We start from the raw sequence: 20,982 nt of genomic DNA, 5'->3' as shown, positions 1-20,982 counted from the left end.
GATACCATGAAAAAAATATTGATTTCGGCTGTTTATTTCCTGTCAGTCGGAGCATTTGCTCAGTCAAAGGATCATGCCAGAACCTGGGAACTTTTGCTGAACAACAAAAGAGATGAAGCCAGAACTTTCTACGATAAAACATTACAGTCCCAAAAATTTAAAAACTTTGAAAGCCTTTTTCTGGATGCAATGATTGATCAGGAAATGGGTAAATTCATTTTTGATGAAACCTTTGTGAGCCATTTTGTAAACAGTACCGATGAAGAAGCTTATCTGTATCCTGTTTTCAAGGAGAAATGTATGCTGGGCGATATGGATGAAAGCGGAATTGATGATTACACTTACAAAAAAGTAGATATCCTGTATGGCAGTAAAAATTTCGGAAAGGTAAACGGCATTATAGAGCTTAAGACTTATTTTGATTATATGAGAGGTAATTTTGCCGGATCTGCTGATGCGCTTTCAAAACTCGGAAAAATTGATAAATGGCAGTATGCCGGAGTATTTGAAAACCTTAACGGAAGCGGTATGGACAACGAATATGAGCCGGAGACCTATGCTAAAAACGACAGATTATTCAATACCGGAAGTTTTGGAAATGTAGGCTGGTACAACAAAAAACATAAAGATAACGGAGGATTCAGTTTTTTCATCAATGAGCTGGAGTATGGACGGGGAATTGTTTATGCACAAACATTTATAGATAATCCGGAAGAAAGAAAAGTATGGTTTGAAGTCAATGCAAATAATGAACTCAAGGTCTTCCTGAATGATACCGAAATACTGTCAAGCACAAAAGACGGTTATACCTCTACGGGTTCACATCTTGTGGAAGTGATATTGCCCAAAGGAATGAACCGTCTGCTCATTAAAAATGATTCACAGCTTGATAAGACGGCAGGGTTTATGGTTGTGCCTTTTGATACAAATTACAGCAAAATCAGTGATCTGGCTTATTTTGATACTTATCAGGAGTATAATAAAAGTACACTTGCCCAGCTTCAGCCCAAAGAATTAGAATTGAAATTTGAACACAAGCTCAAGGAGAAAATCATGCAGTCTCCCAATGATTTTATTTATGATTACCTTCTGACTCTGGGTTATCTTAACAATCAGCAGAATGACAAAGCAAAGGAAAAAATAGACCTTTTTACCCAGAAATATCCGAAATCTTCTCTCGTTCAGATGCTCCTTTCCCGGTATTATAACAATCTGGAAGATCACGTGAAAATCACAGAAATTCTTAAGAATATAGAAGTGAATGATCCTGAATATTACCAGGTCCCGGTTATGAAAATTGCTGATGACAATATTACCAAGAATATGAGCATTCAGGAACTGGAAAAATATAAGGCGCTCCTGAAAAAAACAAAGGCAGGAGCTGTTACGGAACTTTTTGATGTGATTATATCCGCAAGAAATCATGATATCGAAAAGATGAAGTCCCATGTAACCAGCCTGAAAAAAGCTTTTGCCAATAATGAAAAATATACTATTTCTTTAACTTCCCTTGAAGAAGCTGATAAAAAAGATCAGAGCGGCATCATTAAAAAGCTGGAAGACTTTATTGCCACAAGAAATAATCTTGATATCATGTCTTCATTATTTAATTATTATGAAAAGGCCAACAGGATAGAGGATGAAAAGAAACTGATCAGAAAATTCATTGAAATATATCCGTCTTTAAATGTGCTGAGAACCAAATATATTTCTCTTTTACAGGAAGATCCTAAAGATCCGGAAATTATGAAACAGATTAATGAAGGGCTTGAAAATTTTCCGTATTCCTATTCTCTGATGGCATTAAAGGCTGAAATCCTGGCACTGCAGAAAAATAAGGATGAAGCTGTGAAGTATGCCCGGGAATCCCTTTCTCATTTTGCAGAGAATGAACGGATGTATAAGCTTATCAAAGATCTGGGGCAGACCGAAGATGAAATTGACCAGGTTTCTGTAAAAGATCTGAAAAAGCTGGCTTCGGAAAGAAAAAACAAAGGAGTAAAAGGAAAAAAAGGAGTTACCACATTGTGGGATGAATATATTGTAAATGTATATCCTGAAGGAGGATTCAAAAAAAGAAGTACCTATATCTATGAAATTACTTCAGAAAGCGGAATAGAAGAACTGAAAGAGTACTATATCAGCTATTACGACAATGTGCTGAAATCTGAAATCGTAAAACCGAACGGCAGTATTGTGCCGGGAGAAAAATCCGATGACCAGATCGTCTTCACCGGTCTTGAAGTGGGAGATGTGGTTCTTATACAAAAAGAAAGTATAGAAAGAAGAGGCGGGCGATTCTACAAAGATTTTAATATTAGTTCTTATTTTAATTCCGAATATCCTGTTGTAGAATCCGTCTTTACGGTCATCACTCCTGAAAATATGCCTTATCAGGTAAAGAGTCATAACGCAGAAGTGGCTTCTACAAAGAAAAAAGTGGGAAATAAACTGTTTCAGACCTGGAGACTTAATAATCTTCCGGAGATAAATCTGGATGAAAATTACAGGCCCACATATTATGATGCCACTATTTCGGTAACGGCCAATTCTATAAAAACCTGGCAGGAAATATCCAACTGGTATTCGGATCTGATCAGAAAAAGCCTGGTATCAGACAGGGTAGTGGATAAAGCCTTCAGGGAGATATTCCCCAACGGTACTTCAGGAATGAACGATACTGAAAAAGCTGAAAAAATTTATAATTATATTGAGAAAAATGTATCTTACAGTTCTGTGGATTTTCGCCAGAGCGGATTTATCCCTCAAAAACCATCCAAAACATTGGTGACAAAGCTTGGAGACTGCAAAGATTTATCTACATTATTTTTAATTCTGGGAAATCAGGCAGGGCTGAAATCCAATCTCGTGCTGGTACAGACCAATGATAACTCTCCACAACGTCTTCTTTTGCCTAATTTAAGTTTCAATCACTGCATTGTAAAGGTAAATCTCGACGGAAAGGAAACTTTCCTTGAAATGACAGACAAGTATTTACCCTTTAATGCCATTGTTAAAAGCAATTATAAGGCAAAAGGTCTGGTGATTTCCACAGATAAGAACAGCGGGAATGCTGCCCGGCTTATTGATATACCGGCAGATAATAATACAAAAAGCCTGTTCAGGTCTGTAAGTGAAGTTCAGATTAACGGAGATGATCAGAGCTTTGTAACCAGGCAATATACAATGGGAGAAACCAAAAGTTATTATAATACTTTCTTCCAGAGTTCACAGACAGAAGAAAACCGTAAAAAAAATATGGAAAAGGAATATGGTGGAATTTTAGATAAGGTAATCAACGTAAAATCAGTAAAATTGCTGGATGGGAAAGATCTTACTGCAACCCCTTTATCATATGAAGTTCAGTTTAATATCAGTGATAAACCTCAATCCGTAGGCAATCTGAAAATTATGAAGATTCCTTTTATTACAAAACCATTTACAAAGGATGTGGTTGCTACTGAAAACAGAAATACAGATATTCTGTACACGCAATATGAACGGCAGAATGAATATTTTGAAGAAGTATATCTTAATATTCCTGAGGGAATGAAGTTTATTGAAATTCCTGAAAGTAAAACTATGGCGTATAACAATTTCAACTATTCAATCAGTTATGAGCTGGAAAAAAATAACAGATTAAAAATAACAAGGAAATCCCAAACTCCGTGGGATAATATCAGAAAAGAACAATATCCGGAATTTAAAAAATTTGTAGAAGAAGCGATCAACGCAGAAAATCAGATTTTGGGATATAAATAACAGAATAAACATGGAAAAGGCTACTCATCAATGAATAGCCTTTTTTAATATCTTAAAACGGAAACGCTTCCGTCAGCCTTTTATCTTCATCCAGCCGTTCTGTCAGTTTTTCAAGCCCTTCGAATTTAATCTCATCATGAAGGAAATCCCTGAACTTTACCGTAATCTTTTCACCGTAAATATCATCATCAAAATCAAGGATATAAACTTCAACGGTTAATTGCTCACCGTTCACCGTAGGATTGGTTCCAATGCTTAACATTCCTTTGTATGACCGGCCTTTTACGTCGACTTCAACAATATAAGCCCCTTTTTTAGGAAGGAGTTTAAGGGATTCCGTCTCAATATTGGCGGTAGGATATCCAATTGTTCTTCCGATTTTCTTCCCGTGAACCACCGTACCCGAAACAGAATAAGCGTAGCCCAGCATTTCATTGGCATCTTTGATATTGCCTGCCAGAAGTGCGTTGCGGACTTTCGTAGAGCTGATGTTATTCTCATGAATATTGATCGCTTCCATCTGTTCTACCTCAAAATCAAGCTCTTTGGACAGCTTCTGAAGAAGTTCAAAATTGCCGCTTTTATTTTTTCCGAAAGAATGATCATAGCCAATGATCAGGTATTTTACATTTAATTTTTCGATCAGGATCTGACGGACAAATTCTTCTCCGGTAAGGTTTCTGAACTCTTCATCAAATTCTTTCAGGAATAAATGATCAATACCGTATTTTTCAACCAGCTGTTTCTTTTCCTCAAGAGTATTAAGAAGTTTAAGATTCTCATCAGGATTGAAAACAAAACGGGGATGTGGCCAGAAAGTAAGAATGGCAGTCTCCAGGTGGTTGTCTTTACCAGATTTTATAAGTTCATCAATGATGCTTTTGTGACCCAGATGCACTCCGTCAAACATGCCTAAAGACAATGCCAGAGGTCTTTGAGAAGAGTAATCTTTAAAATTCTTGAACACTTTCAAAACGGAAAAAATTTTGACTGCAAATATAGATATAATGTAACAATCTATCAAGATAACAGCAGACCAATATTTTCAGCCGGGAAATGCGGCTGAAAGATCAATCAACTGCCGGATGAATAAATTTATAAAAAGCATGATAAAAATCTTTTTTTTACCAATTGCGGGTTTATGAAGAATCATTATATTTGCACCAAGAAAAAATTTAGCAATGGCAAACCAAATTAAAGGTAAAATTTCTCAAATTATTGGTCCGGTAATCGACGTTGTCTTTACAGATGTAGAAGCAGTTCCTGCAATCTACGACGCGTTGGAAATTACAAAGGAAAACGGTGAAAAGGTAGTCTTAGAAGTAGAACAGCATATTGGAGAAGATACAGTAAGATGTATCGCAATGGATGCAACTGATGGTCTTAAAAGAGGTCAGGATGTAATCGGATACGGAAATCCTATTACGATGCCTATTGGTGAAGCTGTGAACGGAAGACTATTCAACGTTGTTGGGGATGCTATCGACGGGCTTCAGAATATTTCTAAGGATGGCGGGCTGCCAATCCACAGAGAAGCTCCAAAATTTGATCAACTTTCAACTTCTGCAGAAGTTTTATTTACAGGGATTAAAGTAATCGACCTTATCGAGCCTTACGCAAAAGGAGGTAAAATCGGTTTGTTCGGTGGTGCCGGTGTAGGTAAAACAGTATTGATCCAGGAGTTGATTAACAATATTGCAAAAGGACACGGAGGTCTTTCTGTATTCGCCGGAGTAGGTGAAAGAACGAGAGAAGGAAATGACCTTTTGAGAGAGATGTTGGAATCAGGAATTATCAAGTATGGTGACGATTTCATGCATTCTATGGAAAATGGAGGATGGGATCTTTCCAAAGTAGATCTTGAAGTAATGAAAGATTCTAAAGCTGCATTCGTGTTCGGTCAGATGAACGAGCCGCCAGGTGCAAGAGCGAGAGTAGCACTTTCTGGTCTTACATTAGCTGAGTATTACAGAGATGGTGGTGAAAGCGGACAGGGTAGAGACGTACTTTTCTTCGTAGACAACATCTTCCGTTTTACACAGGCTGGTTCTGAGGTGTCTGCACTTCTTGGACGTATGCCTTCAGCGGTAGGTTACCAACCGACACTTGCTTCTGAAATGGGAGCGATGCAGGAAAGAATTACTTCCACTAAAAACGGATCCATTACTTCTGTACAGGCAGTATATGTACCTGCGGATGACTTAACTGACCCGGCTCCTGCAACTACCTTTGCCCACCTTGATGCAACTACGGTACTTGACAGAAAGATCGCTTCATTAGGTATCTATCCGGCGGTAGATCCATTGGCTTCTACTTCAAGAATCCTTGCTCCTGAAGTTATCGGTGAAGATCACTACAACTGTGCTCAGAGAGTAAAAGAAATTCTTCAGAGATATAAAGCTCTTCAGGATATCATTGCCATTCTTGGTATGGAAGAACTTTCAGAAGAAGATAAAGCAGTAGTTTACCGTGCAAGAAAAGTTCAGAGATTCTTATCTCAGCCTTTCCACGTAGCAGAGCAGTTTACAGGTATCCCTGGATCTCTGGTAGACATTAAAGATACCATCAAAGGGTTCAACATGATCATCGACGGTGAATTAGACCACCTTCCGGAAGCTGCTTTCAACCTGAAAGGAACCATCGAAGAAGCTATCGAAGCCGGACAAAAAATGTTAGCTGAAAACGCATAAATTATTAACAATTTGAGATTTGAAATTTGAGATTCGATGAGTAATTTCAAATTTCAAACATCAAATTTCAAATTTGTTTCTATGAATATAAAAATTTTAACACCAGAATATGTAGTTTTTGAAGGAGAAGTAGACTCTGTACTGCTGCCGGGGAAAAATGGTGAATTCCACATCATGAAAAACCACGCAGGTATTGTTTCTTCTTTAATCGGAGGTAAAGTAAAGCTTTTTGCCAAATCTATTGATGAAGCATATACCAAAAACTTAACCAAAGAAAACGAAAAGGATTCAGCTTTTTCTTATCCTATCAAAAGCGGTGTTGTAGAATTTAATAATAATAAAGGAATCATCCTTTGTGAATAATTAAATGAAAAGCTAAATATATTTTCAAGAAAGTGTAACTTTGTTACACTTTTTTTTATGACATAAAATCTGATTATATGAGGAATGGGATGATCATATTTTTTGCCGTTTTGGGGACCTTTTTCAATGCTCAGAACTTCAAAACCAAAAGAGGTATTATAAGCCTTGACGGGGTACATGTAGCCAAAATATCAAACAAATCCAATGTTTATACATTCATGGATTTGAAAGAAACCCCGATATACACCATAGAATTCATAGATAAAAGTGTTGTGGATTCTGTAAGAGACAGCTATATCCGGCTGAACAGGGTATATAACAGGGATAAAACCATAGACATGGACTATATTTCTCCGTCAGCATTTTCAGGAGAAGAAAAATCAGCGGTTTATACCTCTATAAAAGGCTTAAAAGTTATCGATAACAAAGGGATAAACATCAGGAATCTGGATGAAATCTTTAAAAATGTTCCGAAAAGGAAGCTTGACACAAAAACAAAAGATGCCTATACCACCAGAAGCAAAATAGATAAACTGAATATAGAAGTCAATAAAGTTGGAGAGATTTTAAGCAATGGGGTTCCGGTAGGATATTTTACCAATTTACCCGTAAGTTTTGGCTCGGAAGATACCATTACCGATAAAACTTTTGTAGATATTGAAGTATATGATGCAAAAAGCAAATTTATCGGGCGTTACATCACCACAACAAAGCAGATTAAAACTGCCAACGGGAAAATCTTTACTATTTACAGGGAAATGTCCGGAAGAGCAGCGCTCCTGAAATTTCCTACCTATAAAGCAATAGCAGAAAGAATGGCTATTATGGATCCGAATTTTATCAAAATACAGGAAAAGGTATCTGTTGGCCCTGTTGAAAAACAAGTCTCACAATAATAAAATACAGTTATGAAAGTTTTGCTTTTTCTGTTATTATTTTCATTCTTGTCAGCACAAAAATTCCAGATCTGAATAGTTATCGGGCTACCCAATGTGAAAAATACGGCTGCATAATGATAAAGAGAAGATTATAGAATCCGGAAAATATACCTTCGAAGAAATCGCAGAAAAAAATTAAATGGGAAGAGGATTACTCAGATGATATTCCATAAAAATCTGTGAGAAAAAGTATTAAAATCGTTAAAATTAAATTTCCTGTCCAATTTTAGTTCAAAAATTAAAGCGATAAAATCACGCCGTTTTCCTTCAGCTGCTGCATGGGTTTCGAGAACCAGAACAATTCAAAATCTTCAAAATTTTCCTCAAACTGAACTTTAAGTTGCTGAACAGTAGGTTTTTTCTGATTCTCAATTGAATTTTCCCGCAGGACATTCATCAGCCATTCTGCTTTTTCCTGTTCCAGTTCTACCTTTACAATATTCGTTTTCAGGTGGAATGTAAGGAGTGTAAACGTACCGGAGTATTTCTTTTTATTTTTTACGCGATTCTCAGCGATTACGTTCTGGGCTAAAAAAATAACTTTTGAATTGTTTTTCAGTTTAAAAATTTCATCATCCAGAAGACAGTCATGAATATGATCCGGATGTATGGTTGTTCGTGGAATTTTAAAATCGAACCATTCCTGAAGAGGAAGTTCAAAGTTGATTCCGTGCATATAATTGAAAAGAGATTTTTTCAGACCGAAACTGAACCGGCCATGATCGATTCCTGTTTTATCTTTGAAGTCGATATCATTATGGGCAAACATAATTTTTTCCTTTACGGGAACCACTCCGAATTCTTCAGGATGAAGCCCGACAGGTGAGTGGGCAGTCATAGCGAACTGATGCCAGAATCCGCTCTGGAGAATTCCCATTTCAAACATCTGTCTTACCATTTCCAGGGAATCTACGGTTTCCTGAATCGTCTGGGTAGGGTAGCCATACATCAGATAGGCATGAACCATAATTCCGGCTTCGGTAAAATTTCTGGTCACCCGGGCTACCTGTTCTACGGAAACTCCTTTATCTATTAATTTCAAAAGCCTGTCGCTGGCCACTTCCAGACCTCCGGAAACGGCGACACATCCTGAAAGTTTCAGCAGATAGCAGAGATCTCTGGTGAAACTTTTCTCAAAGCGGATATTGGTCCACCAGGTCACAACGAGATTTCTCCGCAGAATCTCCAGGGCTACTTCCCGCATCAATGCCGGCGGAGCAGCTTCATCCACAAAATGAAATCCTGTTTCACCGGTGGTTCTGATCAGTTCTTCCATTCTGTCAACCAGAATTTTTGCAGAGATAGGTTCATATATTTTAATATAGTCCAGGGAAATATCACAGAAAGTACATTTTCCCCAATAGCATCCATGAGCCATCGTCAGTTTATTCCATCTTCCGTCACTCCATAAGCTGTGCATCGGATTGGCAATTTCAATCACTGAAATATATTGGTCCAGCTGAAGATCCGTATAATCAGGAGTTCCTATGTCGGCCTGCTTATAATCGTGTCTTTTGGAATTATTTTTATAAACGACTTCCCGGCCTTCAAGCAGAAAGGTTCTCTTATATTCCTGATGTTCTTCAGGATCGGTTATATGATCGTGAAGAAGTTCAAGGGGAAGCTCACCGTCATCCAGTGTAATAAAATCAAAAAACTCAAATACCCTCTGATCTTTGATTTCCCTTAACTCCGTATTGGGAAAACCACCGCCCATTGCCGTTTTGATGTGCGGGTAATTCTTTTTGATAAACCGGGCACATCTGAATCCGGAATATAAATTTCCGGGAAAAGGAATCGAAAAACATACCAGCTTCGGCTGTACTGTCTCCAGCTTTTCCTTTAGAATCTCTAAAGTAAAATCATCAATAAAGGTCTGATGATCTGTTAGTTTTGAATATAATTCATCAAATGAATTGGCACTTTTTCCCAGACGTTCCGCATACCTGCTGAAACCGAAATCAGGGTCGATATTTTCTACGATATAATCGGAAATATCCTCAAGATATAAAGTAGCAAGATGCTTGGCTTTATCCAGAAGCCCCATATTTCCGAAAGCAAATTCCATATCATCCAGCTGGTTGAAACGGGAAGCTTCGGGAAGGAAATTCATACTGCAGATCTGCCTTGCCAGCGTTGGTGTTTTCCCCTGAAGAAAAGGAATTACCTGATCTATGGTTTTCAGATATTCATCTTTTAAAGCAAAAATTCTCTGTGAATTTTCAGAAACAGACAGGAGATCCATCTTCTGATCAAAAACCTTCCGGATGCCGTCTTTTGAAAAAAGTTTTAAAATAACATCAATTCCTAAGTCAACCTGATAACTGGAAATTTTTTTGGTATTCAGAAATCCCTTAATATAAGCGGTTGCCGGATAAGGGGTATTGAGCTGGGTAAAAGGCGGAGTGATAAGAAGAAGATCTTTCAACAGGAGTTTTTTACAGATTTATTTATAAATTCAGTTTAACAGAAGAAATAACAATGTGTTTTCATTTGAAAAACAAGCGGTTATGATTTGTGATTTCTTTTTCTAACTGCCCGCCAAAGATAGACAATTTGTGCTTTATATTGCAAACCCGGAATTTGATTTATTGGCAGACCGGCTGACCGGGATAGAACAATTTTAAGCATCCTGCTGCTCATTATTAAATTTTTTCTGCTCGCAGATTCAGCAGATTTTTATATTTAGATGAATAGAAATTTGCCTCTTAAAAGAAGTATAACAGGTAAAAGACTTTTACCATAACATTTTTCAACAAAAATATTTCCCGGGTTTAATTAATCTACGATAAAGTTTAATAGAATAAAGCCTCTACACTGTGATGGCTGATAAAATGCAGAAAAGCTTCCTCATCAAAATATCCGTTTTGGTCCAGAACCTTATGATGAAGTCTGGCTGCTTCTGTATCACTGTCAATTAAAGCATTTTCAATAAATCTTCCTGATTTTCCATCGATTTCATTATGGAAACTGATCAGGTATCTGGCATATATCCTGCCTTCTGAAACGGTGTACTGCCCGTTTTCTGCAACAAGGGAAGCATAGATATTACCTACGGTATACGTTTCATGATCATTGGACGATGCTCCGAACAAAACATTACAGGAAATACTGCCTGAGGAATAAAGAGAACCGTTAACAATTATATTTTTAGCTTTGACCTGACCTGTTACAATAAGAGTAACATAATCTTCAACGAATAAATTGCCGCTTAAGTTCAGGTCTCCTTCAATAAGCATAATTTTGAAACCTTCACCTTCTTCTGTAATCAGATTCAGGGAAGTGGAACATTCATTTTTCATCAGCAGGATTTCAGGTTCCTCCTCATCATTATCCATCTGCAAAGAGGCTTCTCTTATTTTTTCGGCTGTTTCAGCGTCCAGCATTTCAAGAAATTCTGAAAAACTGTCATCATCCGGATCATTTTCGCTGAGAAAAGTAAAATCGAGGGCGGCCTGAACAGCAGAATATAGTTTTTCAGATGCTATTTTTATCCTGCCATTGAGCTGTTCTTTTGTGAGTCTTTCTGTTTTCATTTGTGGTGTTTATTGATAACATAAAACTGCGTCTCTGTAAACAGGTTCTGCAGCTGAGGGATTGTTACACAAATATACATGGAAAAACTGAAAAATTTTACGCCAGAATATCAAATTTGCTTTTAAAAATTCTATGGAGTAAATAGATATATCTTTTTTTATTCGTACCTGACCTGAGAATTTCAAGACCAGGAGAAGCAGCCATTATATAAGACTGAAGAAAATCTTTGTCTGATCATCCTTAAGCATGGCTTATCCTTTTTTTATCCCCAATTACATTAAGGATAACTCCCAGAAGAATCAGCGTGATCCCGATAAAAAGATTACCTGTGAATTTCTCATGAAAGATCAATACGCTTACCATTACAGCTACTACGGGCTCCAGTGCTCCTAAAATGGCTGTTGGTGTGGAACCAATATATTTAATAGCGTATACAAGGCATAAACTGGAAATAACAGTGGTAAGAAATGCAAAGACTATAAAACTGAAAAATACAGACAGGGAAGGAACAGCAAATGACTCGCCGCCTGTGGAGGCTTTAAGCATAAAAAATGCTGAAGTAAACAGCATAGAATAGAAGGAAAGCTTAAATCCTGATACTTTAAGCTCTGATTTGTTGACAATCACCATATAAAGTGCATAAAACAGGGAACTTAGCATCACAACTCCCAGACCCGCAAAATTGATTTCCAGACCTTCTCCCTTTAAACATAAAACAATAACTCCTGCAAAAGCCAGTAACAGGGAAATTACAGATAGTTTTGTAAGTCTTTCCTTATAAAAGAAAAACATGATGAGTGCTACAATGACCGGATAAATGAAAAGCACGGTGGAAGCAATTCCCGGCGTGAGGAAATCGTAACCTATAAAGAGAAACTCAGAAGAAAGGGCATAGCAGATCCCCAGTACGGCAAGGATTAAAGTTTCCTTTTTGCTGATTCTGAAACGCTCTCCGGAATAAAGCAGGTACCCGCCTACCATCATCGCTGAAAACAGAAAACGGTAAAACAAAGTAATATCCATAGAAAATCTGGCCTGTTTCAGCGGCAGGATAAAAATAGGGATCAACCCATATGAAACGGATGATAAAACACCCAGCATATAACCCTTGAATTTCATTTTCTTTATATCAGTTTTTAAAGATGGCATAAAAAAACCACTGAATTTTCAGTGGTTTTTTTTTAATTTTTTATTATCAGATCGGCTTGAAACTTAAACCCTGCTCCTGCAGAAGTTTCTGTTCCTGCTCTTTATAGTAACCACTTACTAATTTATCGTGAATTGCTTCAAATGCAGCCAGCGTTTCATTAATTTCCGCATCTGTATGAGAAGCAGTAGGAATTAATCTCAGAAGGATCATTCCTTTCGGAATTACCGGATACACTACTACTGAAGTAAAGATTCCGTAGATCTCTCTTAAATCTTTTACCAGAAGAGTGGCTTCTACCGGCGTTCCCTGCATCATCACCGGAGTTACACAGGTATTGGTATCACCAATATTGAATCCTCTTTCTCTAAGTCCGTTTTGTAATTTATTTACATTTTCCCAAAGTTTGGCTTTGATTTCGGGTCTTGTTCTCAGTAGCTCAAGTCTCTTTAAACCTCCTATTACCATTGGCATAGTAAGCGATTTGGCAAAAATCTGGGATCTTAAATTGAATTTCAGGTATCTGATGATTTCTTTATCTCCGGCTAAAAATGCTCCGAATCCTGCCATTGATTTGGCAAAAGTAGAGAAATAAACATCGATCTGATCCTGGCATCCCTGCTCTTCACCAGCTCCGGCTCCTGTTTTTCCAAGTGTCCCGAATCCGTGGGCATCGTCTACCAGAAGTCTGAAACTGTATTTGGATTTCAGCTCGCAGATCTCTTTAATTTTCCCCTGCTGGCCTCTCATCCCGAAAACACCTTCCGTGATCACCAGGATACCTCCTCCTGTTTCTTCTGCAACTTTAGTCGCTCTCTGAAGGTTTTTCTCAAGGCTGGCAATATCGTTGTGTCTGTATGTAAATCTTTTTCCGGCATGAAGTCTTACACCGTCTACAATACAGGCGTGAGAGTCTACATCATAAACAATTACGTCGTTTCTGTTCACCAGGGCATCAATGGTAGAAACCATTCCCTGATAACCGAAGTTTAATAAATATGCTGATTCCTTCTGTACAAAATCTGCCAGTTCTCTTTCCAGCTGAAGGTGCTGCTCTGTTTCCCCGGACATTGCTCTCGCTCCCATCGGGTAAAACATCCCGTATTCTGCTGCTGCTTTGGCATCAGCCTCAATTACTTCAGGGTGATTACATAATCCTAAATAATCATTGGCACTCCAGAAAATTACTTCTCTTCCCTGGAACTGCATCCTCGGACCGATAGGCCCCTCTAATCTCGGGAATATAAAATAGCCTTCTCCGTAATCTGCAAACTGTCCAAGAGGTCCTGGATTTTCTTTTATTCTTTCAAAAATATCCAACATTTTGTATCGTAATTTTTAAGTAAAAAAGCCTTTCCTGTAGAACACAAAAGGCTTTATTTGTATCGTGGTTTATATTATCTCTATTTAATAAATTCGGTTTTGAAAACTTCGTCGTAATTATGTACGCAGTTGTTGACAAACCCCTGTTCAGCCATCCATTTATCGCTGTATACTTTGGTAATATACCTTGAGCCATGATCAGGATAGATCAGAACAATCATATCGTCCTTAGTCAGCTCATGAGACTGTGCATACTGAATTAACGCCTGGGTTACAGCTCCGGTAGTATATCCGCCCATAATAGCTTCTTTTAAAGCAATTTCACGGGTTCTGTAAGCCGACATTTCATCGTTTACTCTTACAAATTCATCTACTTTATCAAAAAGAAGGGCAGAAGGGATCAGGTTTTTTCCCATTCCTTCAATCTGATAGGGATGAACGTCTTCTTTATGAATTTCTCCTGTTTCGTGGTAACTCTTCAGAATAGATCCGTCGGCATCCACACCGATAATCTTGATCGCCGGATTCTTCTCTTTTAAAAATTTTGCCGAACCTGATAATGTTCCACCTGTTCCAGTGCAGGCAAAAAGGTGTGTGATTTTACCTTCCGTCTGCTCCCAAATTTCAGGACCGGTAGTCTGGTAATGTGCATCAATATTCAGCTCGTTGAAATACTGATTGATGTAAACTGAATTGGGCGTTTCTGAAGCAATTCTTTTGGCAACTTCATAATATGATCTCGGATCATCTGCGGGAACATTGGCCGGACATATGTATACAGTAGCCCCAAGTGCTTTTAAATAAGCAATTTTCTCAGGCTTTGTCTTGTCACTTACGGCAAGAATACACTGGTATCCTTTAATGATACAAACCATTGCTATAGAAAAACCGGTGTTTCCTGAAGTGGTCTCAACAACAACGGAACCTTCCTTCAATAAACCTTTCTGTTCTGCATTTTCTATAATATGAAGTGCAATTCTATCTTTTGTGGAATGTCCAGGATTATATGATTCTAACTTGGCATAAACGGTTGCAGGAATATCTTTTGTAACAGTATTTAGCTTCACCATAGGAGTATTTCCTACAAGGCCAAGAATATTATCGTAAACATTACTCATTATTTGTTATTTTCAATAAAAATCTGACCGCAAAAATACAAAAAAATAAATAATTTCTAAACTTTTGTTTGAATTCTAGACAGCGATTTAGGAAAATCTATTTTCTTATTTGCAATCTTAGCGGAAGTATCATCACAAATACTACGCCATTTTTTTTAAATTTTGTTAAAAACAACATAAAATAATTTAAAAGCCTTACTTTCGCGTAATTGATTTAATACTATGAAAAATTGGACTTTTAGGCGATGGAACACCGTTTTAGGATGGGTGATTTTTGTCATTGCTTTTTTCACGTACTTGTCTACCATAGAACCCAACTTCAGTTTCTGGGACTGTGGCGAGTACATTTCTTCTGCAGTAAAACTTGAAGTAACGCATGCTCCCGGAGCGGCATTATTCCAGATTGTGGGGGCTGTGGCCGCCATTTTTGCATTAGGAAAAGGCGAAAATTATTCAATCGTAATCAACGCGATGTCGGCCCTGTTCAGTGCACTGACGATTTTGTTTTTGTTCTGGACCATTACTCATTTTGTAAGAAGACTGCTGAACAAAGATTTTGATGAAATTACAAAACATCAGGAAATCTCCATTCTCTTTGCGGGAGCAGTGGGAGCTTTGTGTTTTACCTTTTCGGATACCTTCTGGTTCTCGGCGGTAGAAGGAGAAGTATATTCAATGGCCTCCATGTTTATCGCTCTGCTGGTGTGGCTGATCACAAAATGGGAAAATGAATACCAGGCAACGGACAGCGAAAGATGGATCATCCTTATTTTCTTTGTATTGGGACTTTCTGTGGGAGTTCACATGATGTGTATGCTGGCTGTTCCTGCTGTATGTCTGGTTTATTATGCCAGAAATTATAAGTTTACCTGGAAAAATTTTATCTGGGCTAACGTGATTACTCTGGGAATCCTGATTATTGTTTTCAAAATTATCTTCCCTCTGATCATGACCATGTTCGGAAAACTGGAGATCTTCTTTGTAAACGGACTGGGACTTCCTTTCCACTCAGGAACGATTGCTGCATTCATCTTAATGACGGCTGCATGCTATTTCCTTATTAAGTATGCCAGAAAAGCAAAAAGAAATATTTTCCAGACGGCGGCTTTATCGGTGGTGTATATGATTATCGGTTTTTCATGCTGGATGGTAATCCCGATCAGGGCAAATGCCAACCCTCCGATGAACCTTAACGATCCTGATACTGCGATCGGTATGCTGGATTATTACAACAGAGAGCAGTACGGAGACTGGCCAACGATCTACGGACAGAACTATACCGCCTTCCTTGATGCCAAAGGAATTGAGAAAAATGAAGACGGAAGTTTCAAGACCACAAAAACCGGAGAAGTATACGAAAAAGACGAAAAGACCGGAACATACAGAAAGACGAATGACCGTTTCAACTATGTATTCAATAAGTCCCAGGTAAGTCTGATGCCCAGGATGTTCAATGAAGATAAAGACGTAATGGCCAACTACATTTCGATGTACGGAGCTCCTGATTTTACCTTCAACTATGCCAATGAAGATGTGGCGGATAATCCTCAGGCCAAACAGATCTTTGATGAGCTGAGAGCCAAATATGAAGATAAAACCATCACGGCTGCCGATTATTTAAAAGTAAAACCCTACGATCTGATCAATGTTCAGAAACCTTCATTGGCTCAGAATCTTGATTATTTTATTTCCTTCCAGAACGGATATTATTTTGTACGATACCTGATGTGGAACTTTGCAGGAAGACAGAACGACCTTGAAGGAAACATGGAAAATACAAAAGGAAACTGGATCTCCGGAATTTCATTCATCGACAATGCTTTATTAGGAAACCAGGATAAAATGCCTGCCAAGTTCCAGAATGAAAGTACCGTGAAATTCTTCTTCCTTCCATTGATTTTAGGACTTATCGGGTTCTTTTTCCAGCTGAACAGGGATTTCGGCAGATTCTATGCCCTGCTTTCATTATTTGTTCTTACCAGTGTGGGGATTATTTTCTATACAGGAGTAAAACCTTTTGAACCGAGAGAAAGAGATTATGCGATGGTAGGCTCTTTCTATGCCTTTGCCATCTGGATAGGGATGGGGGCCGGAGCTATTCTTTGGTTCCTTCAGTCTAAAGTAAAGTCCAGCGGAGCGAATATTGCCTTAGGCGTTATTTTGCTGGGAGTTCCTTTTATGATGGGATTCCAGAACTATAATGTACACGACAGAAGCAACAGATATACCGCCTATGATTATGCTTATTCCGTATTGAAATCACTTCCGAAAAACGATATCTTATTTGTTTACGGAGATAATGATACTTATCCGGTTTGGGCCATCCAGGAAACCGAAAGATTCAGAGATGATGTGAAAGTGGTTAATTTCACGCTTGCTTCAACACCGTGGAACCTTGATCAGATCAAAAGAAAAACATATAATGCCGAAGGAATTCCAAGTCAGCTGACTCACGAAGATTACAGGGAAGGTTCAAATGACCAGATCTATATGATGAAAAAAGAGGACTGGGAAAGTGTATTCTCCATGCTTAAAGAGCAGGGAGTTCCTGATACCGAATTCCAGGCGTTCAGAAAATACCTTACTCAGGATTCCTTAACCCTGAAAGAAGCGATCAACTTCATCAAGTTCAAATCTCCTGAAAAAGATGAGCTTCTGAAAATGTATTTCGGGGAAGAAAAGTATGAGAAATACAACATCCTTCCGGTAAATAAATTCATCCTTCCTGTTAATAAAGAAAATGCATTAAAAGCAGGAATCATTACCCAGGCAGACCTTCCGAATGTAGTGAACCAGATCATGATCAGTTACAAAGGAAACACGCTTTATAAAAACAACCTGATCATGATGGACCTTCTGGCGAATTTCGACTGGAAACGCCCGATCAACTTCTCGTCAGGAGGGATTTATGACAGCGAAAATATCTTCTATCTGAACGAATATCTTCAGTTTGACGGATTCAGTTACAGGCTGGTTCCTGTACACACGGTACAGACTCCGGACGGAGATATGGGTAAAGTAGATGCCAATTCTCTTTATAATGTAGTAAAAAACTTCAGATGGGGGAACTTTAAAAACTTAAATGTTCATTTTGATGAAACGGCTACGTCAAACATTATGAGTTACAGAATGTCAGCAAGCAGGGCTGCTTCGGCACTGGCTTTAAGCGGACAGAAAGCTAAAGCGGTTGAGATCCTTGATCTTGCTGCAAGAGAAATTCCGGCTGAAAAATACAATGATCCGCGTTCATTAAGTGCGATGATTACAGGATATATTGTGGCAGGACAGGAGCAGAAAGGTCTTCAGCTGGCAGAAATCCTTAAAAAAGGAATCTTTGAAGAATATGATTATTATTTAAGTCTTGACCCGGTTGACCAGACCTATGTACGCAGACAGATGAGAACAAAACCGATGGAATATTCTCTTGTGGTTTCTGCCGTAACCGATGCTTACAAAAAAATCGGCCAGAATGAGAAAGCTTATGCTTATCTGGTGAAATCTATTGAACCTATTGATAAGAAATTCAATGTCTTCATCAAAGAACTTCAGCAGATGGGTAAAGAAAAGGCATTAAAAGAATCTGAAAACGTACAGAAGATCACTCCTTTTTACCAGTATTTATTTGATGTGATGGAACCTTTTGATTCCACTTATTCAAAAGAAAAAGAAGAACAGATCACAACAGCGATCATTAAAGTAACCCAATAACAGCTTTAAACTTCATATTTTAAAAACGGAACTTCGGTTCCGTTTTTTTATTATTGGGATTCCTGATTTTTAAGGTTATATTTGTGACGCTAAAAATACACGATGACCGAAACCAAGAACAGCCAGCTTCCCATTTATGCCGCCGCTTTTACGGTAGTTATTAAACTCTTCTTTTTACTCACCCATTACATTCAGGAGGATGCTTTTATTACCTGGAGAGTCGCCCAGAATTTATTGGATTACGGGGTAATAGGTTTTAACGGAAATACAAAAATATCAGCTTCTACCACACACCTGTATGTTTTTGTGTCCTATTTCTTCAACCTGATCTTCGGTAAAGAAAACTTCATTGAACCGCTTCTGATGTTCAATTCTCTGCTCTTCACCATTGGGACGGTGCTGCTTTCCCATCTGGTTCTTAAAAATCCGTGGCATAAGGCTATTTTCATATTTCTGATCGGTATTCTGCCTCCGGCCATAAAGATTTCAATCTTAGGAATGGAATACGGGATCCTGTTCTTTCTTGAAATGGCACTCCTGTATTATGGCTTCAGTAAAAACAAAAAATGGGCACTGATCCTTCTCCCGGTACTGATTATGTTTACAAGAATCGATACGGTGATCTTCCTGGGAATTGTATTTCTGGTGGATGTCTTCTGGAACAGAAAGATCAGATGGCGCTACGTGCTGGGAGGGATTCTGGGGCTTGCCTCTGTATTGTCTTTCAACTGGTTTTATTTTGGTGAACTGGTAAATAATACGATTGTTGCCAAAAAACTTCTGTATGAACATCATTTCACATTCCGGCAGCATATGGAATACTTCTGGTCCAGCTTCGGGAACTTCTGGGGAATGCTTAAACTGCCCGGAAACTTCAATCCGATAACCGTTGTTATCCTGATTTTTGAGCTGCTGTGCTTTATTTACCTGATCAGACAAAAAGAAAAAAGAAACTATTTTCTATGGATGATCTTTGTTTTCGGATGGGTAAAACAGATTATTTTTATTTCTCAAAAAAGTTTATTCGACTGGTATTACTGGGTTCCGCAACTGCTTCTTTTTGTGCCTGTTCTTATTTTTGTACTGGAGCAGAAGGAAAGAAAAAAACTTTGGCTGTCCCTGCTTATTATATTTTATATCCTTCCGATGCTTGCTTTCCAGACGGTACATTCTATTGCAACAGGAAACGGGGAATGGTATTACCGCAGATCTATCGGTCTGTTTTTAGGGACATTGGAAAAAGATAAAAAACAATGGATCCTTCTGGAGCCTGCTGGATATATTCCTTATTTTTCGGGGCTGAGAACCATTGACGAAGTAGGGCTGGTAGATAAACAGATTCAGGAAGAAGTAAAAAAAGACAGGGCCAACTACTGGATCAATACGGTTAAAAAAAGAAAACCAAAATATCTTCTTGCCTATAAAAACCTGTTTGAAGGAAAAGATGCCGCTTATTACCAGGCTCATTATAAGCTGATACAGGAATTCAGAATAAAAGACCATCTGAAAAGCCGGAGTAAAATCCTGGAAAAGATATACAGGCTAAAACCTTCCGGAACAGACTATAATTTATATATTAGAATAAATTAAGATTTTTTAAAACAGGGGAGAAACCTTATGTATATGCTCGGGCTTTTAAGACCTTTCTCCCGTATTAATACTGTCAAAAAACGATGAAATACTGTGCTTTTCTCCGTGGTGTCAACGTAAAAGGAACCAATATGAAAATGGCTGATGTATGCCAGGTCTTTCAAAAAGCGGGTGTAACAGATGTGAGCTCTGTGCTGGCTTCAGGCAATATTGTTTTTTCTTCTGATAAAGATGCCGCAGAACTGAAACAGGTACTGGAAAAAGCCATGTCTGATCACTTTTCCTACGAAGCTTTTTTATTTGTAAGATCTCCTGAAGAAACAGAAACTTTCTGGAACGGGAAGCCTTTTGAAAAAAATGATGATTTTCATTTGTATGCATTTGTCGGAAATCCGGGGGTTGAAAATATCCTGATGGAGGAGTTTGAAAAAGCTTCAAAAGCCGAAAATGAAAAAGCTGAAATAGTGAATGGTGTTTTTTACTGGCAGGTTCAGAAAGGGAATACTCTGGATTCCACGTTTGGGAAAGTGTTGGGAAAGAAAAGCCTGAAAGATCAGTTTACGAGCAGGAATATCAATACGTTTGAGAAGGTACTGAAGAAGATGAAATAATCTTTTGTGCCTGTTATAATTTCCCACGGATCGCACAAATTTCACAGATGTTTGTGGATGTTTTTTGCCCGCAGATTTTGCAGATTTTGCAGATTTTTTTGTTGGGATACGCAAGGTCGCAATAATTATTTTACAGGCTGTATAAAAAAGGCGCAATGATTTTATCTCCGATAAAATTTCACACCGCAAGATCCA

General features: G+C 38.1%; 13 protein-coding genes. 7 read left to right on the top strand and 6 right to left on the bottom strand.

All coding sequences use genetic code 11. The annotated features are described in order from the left end of the window. The first annotated feature begins 6 nt into the window (after positions 1-6). The gene (locus tag AC106S_RS01140; protein WP_482437296.1) at positions 7-3,762 is read left to right on the top strand and encodes a DUF3857 domain-containing protein; all 3,756 of its coding nucleotides are present in this window, start codon (positions 7-9) and stop codon (positions 3,760-3,762) included. Positions 3,763-3,814: 52 nt separating this feature from the next. Here the strand turns inward: AC106S_RS01140 and AC106S_RS01135 are convergent, their stop codons facing one another. Beyond that, positions 3,815-4,735, bottom strand: a complete 921-nt coding sequence (locus AC106S_RS01135) for a bifunctional riboflavin kinase/FAD synthetase (protein ID WP_482437295.1) — start codon at positions 4,733-4,735, stop codon at positions 3,815-3,817. Between the two features lie 208 nt (positions 4,736-4,943). Between AC106S_RS01135 and atpD the strand changes: the two genes are divergently transcribed. The 3 genes from atpD to AC106S_RS01120 all read left to right on the top strand — a co-directional run bounded on the left by atpD (position 4,944) and on the right by AC106S_RS01120 (position 7,711). Then, entirely contained in the window at positions 4,944-6,452 is a 1,509-nt protein-coding gene (gene atpD / locus AC106S_RS01130) for a F0F1 ATP synthase subunit beta (RefSeq protein ID WP_482437294.1), read from the top strand. Positions 6,453-6,533: 81 nt separating this feature from the next. Next, on the top strand, positions 6,534-6,815 hold the full coding sequence (locus AC106S_RS01125; protein WP_062699876.1) for a FoF1 ATP synthase subunit delta/epsilon: 282 nt from the start codon (positions 6,534-6,536) through the stop codon (positions 6,813-6,815). A gap of 77 nt (positions 6,816-6,892) precedes the next feature. Further along, positions 6,893-7,711 carry a hypothetical protein gene (locus AC106S_RS01120; protein WP_482437293.1) on the top strand — a complete coding sequence of 273 codons (819 nt, stop codon included), beginning with the start codon at positions 6,893-6,895 and terminating at the stop codon, positions 7,709-7,711. A 280-nt stretch (positions 7,712-7,991) separates the two neighbouring features. On the opposite strand, the gene AC106S_RS01115 is transcribed toward AC106S_RS01120, so the two are convergent. The 5 genes from AC106S_RS01115 to AC106S_RS01095 all read right to left on the bottom strand — a co-directional run bounded on the left by AC106S_RS01115 (position 7,992) and on the right by AC106S_RS01095 (position 14,878). Beyond that, a complete protein-coding gene (locus AC106S_RS01115; protein WP_482437292.1) occupies positions 7,992-10,181 on the bottom strand; it encodes a B12-binding domain-containing radical SAM protein in 2,190 nt (729 codons plus the stop codon). Between the two features lie 367 nt (positions 10,182-10,548). Further along, positions 10,549-11,289, bottom strand: a complete 741-nt coding sequence (locus AC106S_RS01110; RefSeq protein ID WP_482437291.1) for a bactofilin family protein — start codon at positions 11,287-11,289, stop codon at positions 10,549-10,551. Positions 11,290-11,530: 241 nt separating this feature from the next. Continuing rightward, entirely contained in the window at positions 11,531-12,409 is an 879-nt protein-coding gene (locus tag AC106S_RS01105) for a DMT family transporter (RefSeq protein WP_482437290.1), read from the bottom strand. 76 nt (positions 12,410-12,485) lie between these two features. Next, entirely contained in the window at positions 12,486-13,757 is a 1,272-nt protein-coding gene (locus AC106S_RS01100) for an aminotransferase class I/II-fold pyridoxal phosphate-dependent enzyme (RefSeq protein ID WP_482438409.1), read from the bottom strand. Between the two features lie 83 nt (positions 13,758-13,840). Next, on the bottom strand, positions 13,841-14,878 hold the full coding sequence (locus AC106S_RS01095; RefSeq protein ID WP_482437289.1) for a PLP-dependent cysteine synthase family protein: 1,038 nt from the start codon (positions 14,876-14,878) through the stop codon (positions 13,841-13,843). A gap of 222 nt (positions 14,879-15,100) precedes the next feature. On the opposite strand from AC106S_RS01095, the gene AC106S_RS01090 reads away from it, so the two are divergent. From AC106S_RS01090 to AC106S_RS01080, 3 genes are all read left to right on the top strand, one after another. Further along, on the top strand, positions 15,101-18,586 hold the full coding sequence (locus AC106S_RS01090) for a glycosyltransferase family 117 protein (protein WP_482437288.1): 3,486 nt from the start codon (positions 15,101-15,103) through the stop codon (positions 18,584-18,586). A gap of 102 nt (positions 18,587-18,688) precedes the next feature. Continuing rightward, positions 18,689-20,176: a hypothetical protein gene (locus AC106S_RS01085; protein WP_482437287.1), complete on the top strand. Its 1,488-nt coding sequence runs from the start codon at positions 18,689-18,691 to the stop codon at positions 20,174-20,176. Between the two features lie 83 nt (positions 20,177-20,259). Beyond that, entirely contained in the window at positions 20,260-20,787 is a 528-nt protein-coding gene (locus AC106S_RS01080; RefSeq protein WP_482437286.1) for a DUF1697 domain-containing protein, read from the top strand. The last annotated feature ends 195 nt before the right edge of the window (positions 20,788-20,982 follow it).

This window comes from Chryseobacterium sp. FR054, from assembly GCF_056844565.1.
This window is presented reverse-complemented; position numbering and strand designations above follow the sequence as displayed.

Bases quoted from the DNA above. Each gene is read 5' to 3' on its own strand.
- AC106S_RS01140 (WP_482437296.1), top strand. From the start codon at position 7: ATGAAAAAAATATTGATTTCGGCTGTTTATTTCCTGTCAGTCGGAGCA.
- atpD (WP_482437294.1), top strand. From the start codon at position 4,944: ATGGCAAACCAAATTAAAGGTAAAATTTCTCAAATTATTGGTCCGGTA.
- AC106S_RS01125 (WP_062699876.1), top strand. From the start codon at position 6,534: ATGAATATAAAAATTTTAACACCAGAATATGTAGTTTTTGAAGGAGAA.
- AC106S_RS01120 (WP_482437293.1), top strand. From the start codon at position 6,893: ATGAGGAATGGGATGATCATATTTTTTGCCGTTTTGGGGACCTTTTTC.
- AC106S_RS01110 (WP_482437291.1), bottom strand. From the start codon at position 11,289: ATGAAAACAGAAAGACTCACAAAAGAACAGCTCAATGGCAGGATAAAA.
- AC106S_RS01105 (WP_482437290.1), bottom strand. From the start codon at position 12,409: ATGAAATTCAAGGGTTATATGCTGGGTGTTTTATCATCCGTTTCATAT.
- AC106S_RS01095 (WP_482437289.1), bottom strand. From the start codon at position 14,878: ATGAGTAATGTTTACGATAATATTCTTGGCCTTGTAGGAAATACTCCT.
- AC106S_RS01090 (WP_482437288.1), top strand. From the start codon at position 15,101: ATGAAAAATTGGACTTTTAGGCGATGGAACACCGTTTTAGGATGGGTG.
- AC106S_RS01085 (WP_482437287.1), top strand. From the start codon at position 18,689: ATGACCGAAACCAAGAACAGCCAGCTTCCCATTTATGCCGCCGCTTTT.
- AC106S_RS01080 (WP_482437286.1), top strand. From the start codon at position 20,260: ATGAAATACTGTGCTTTTCTCCGTGGTGTCAACGTAAAAGGAACCAAT.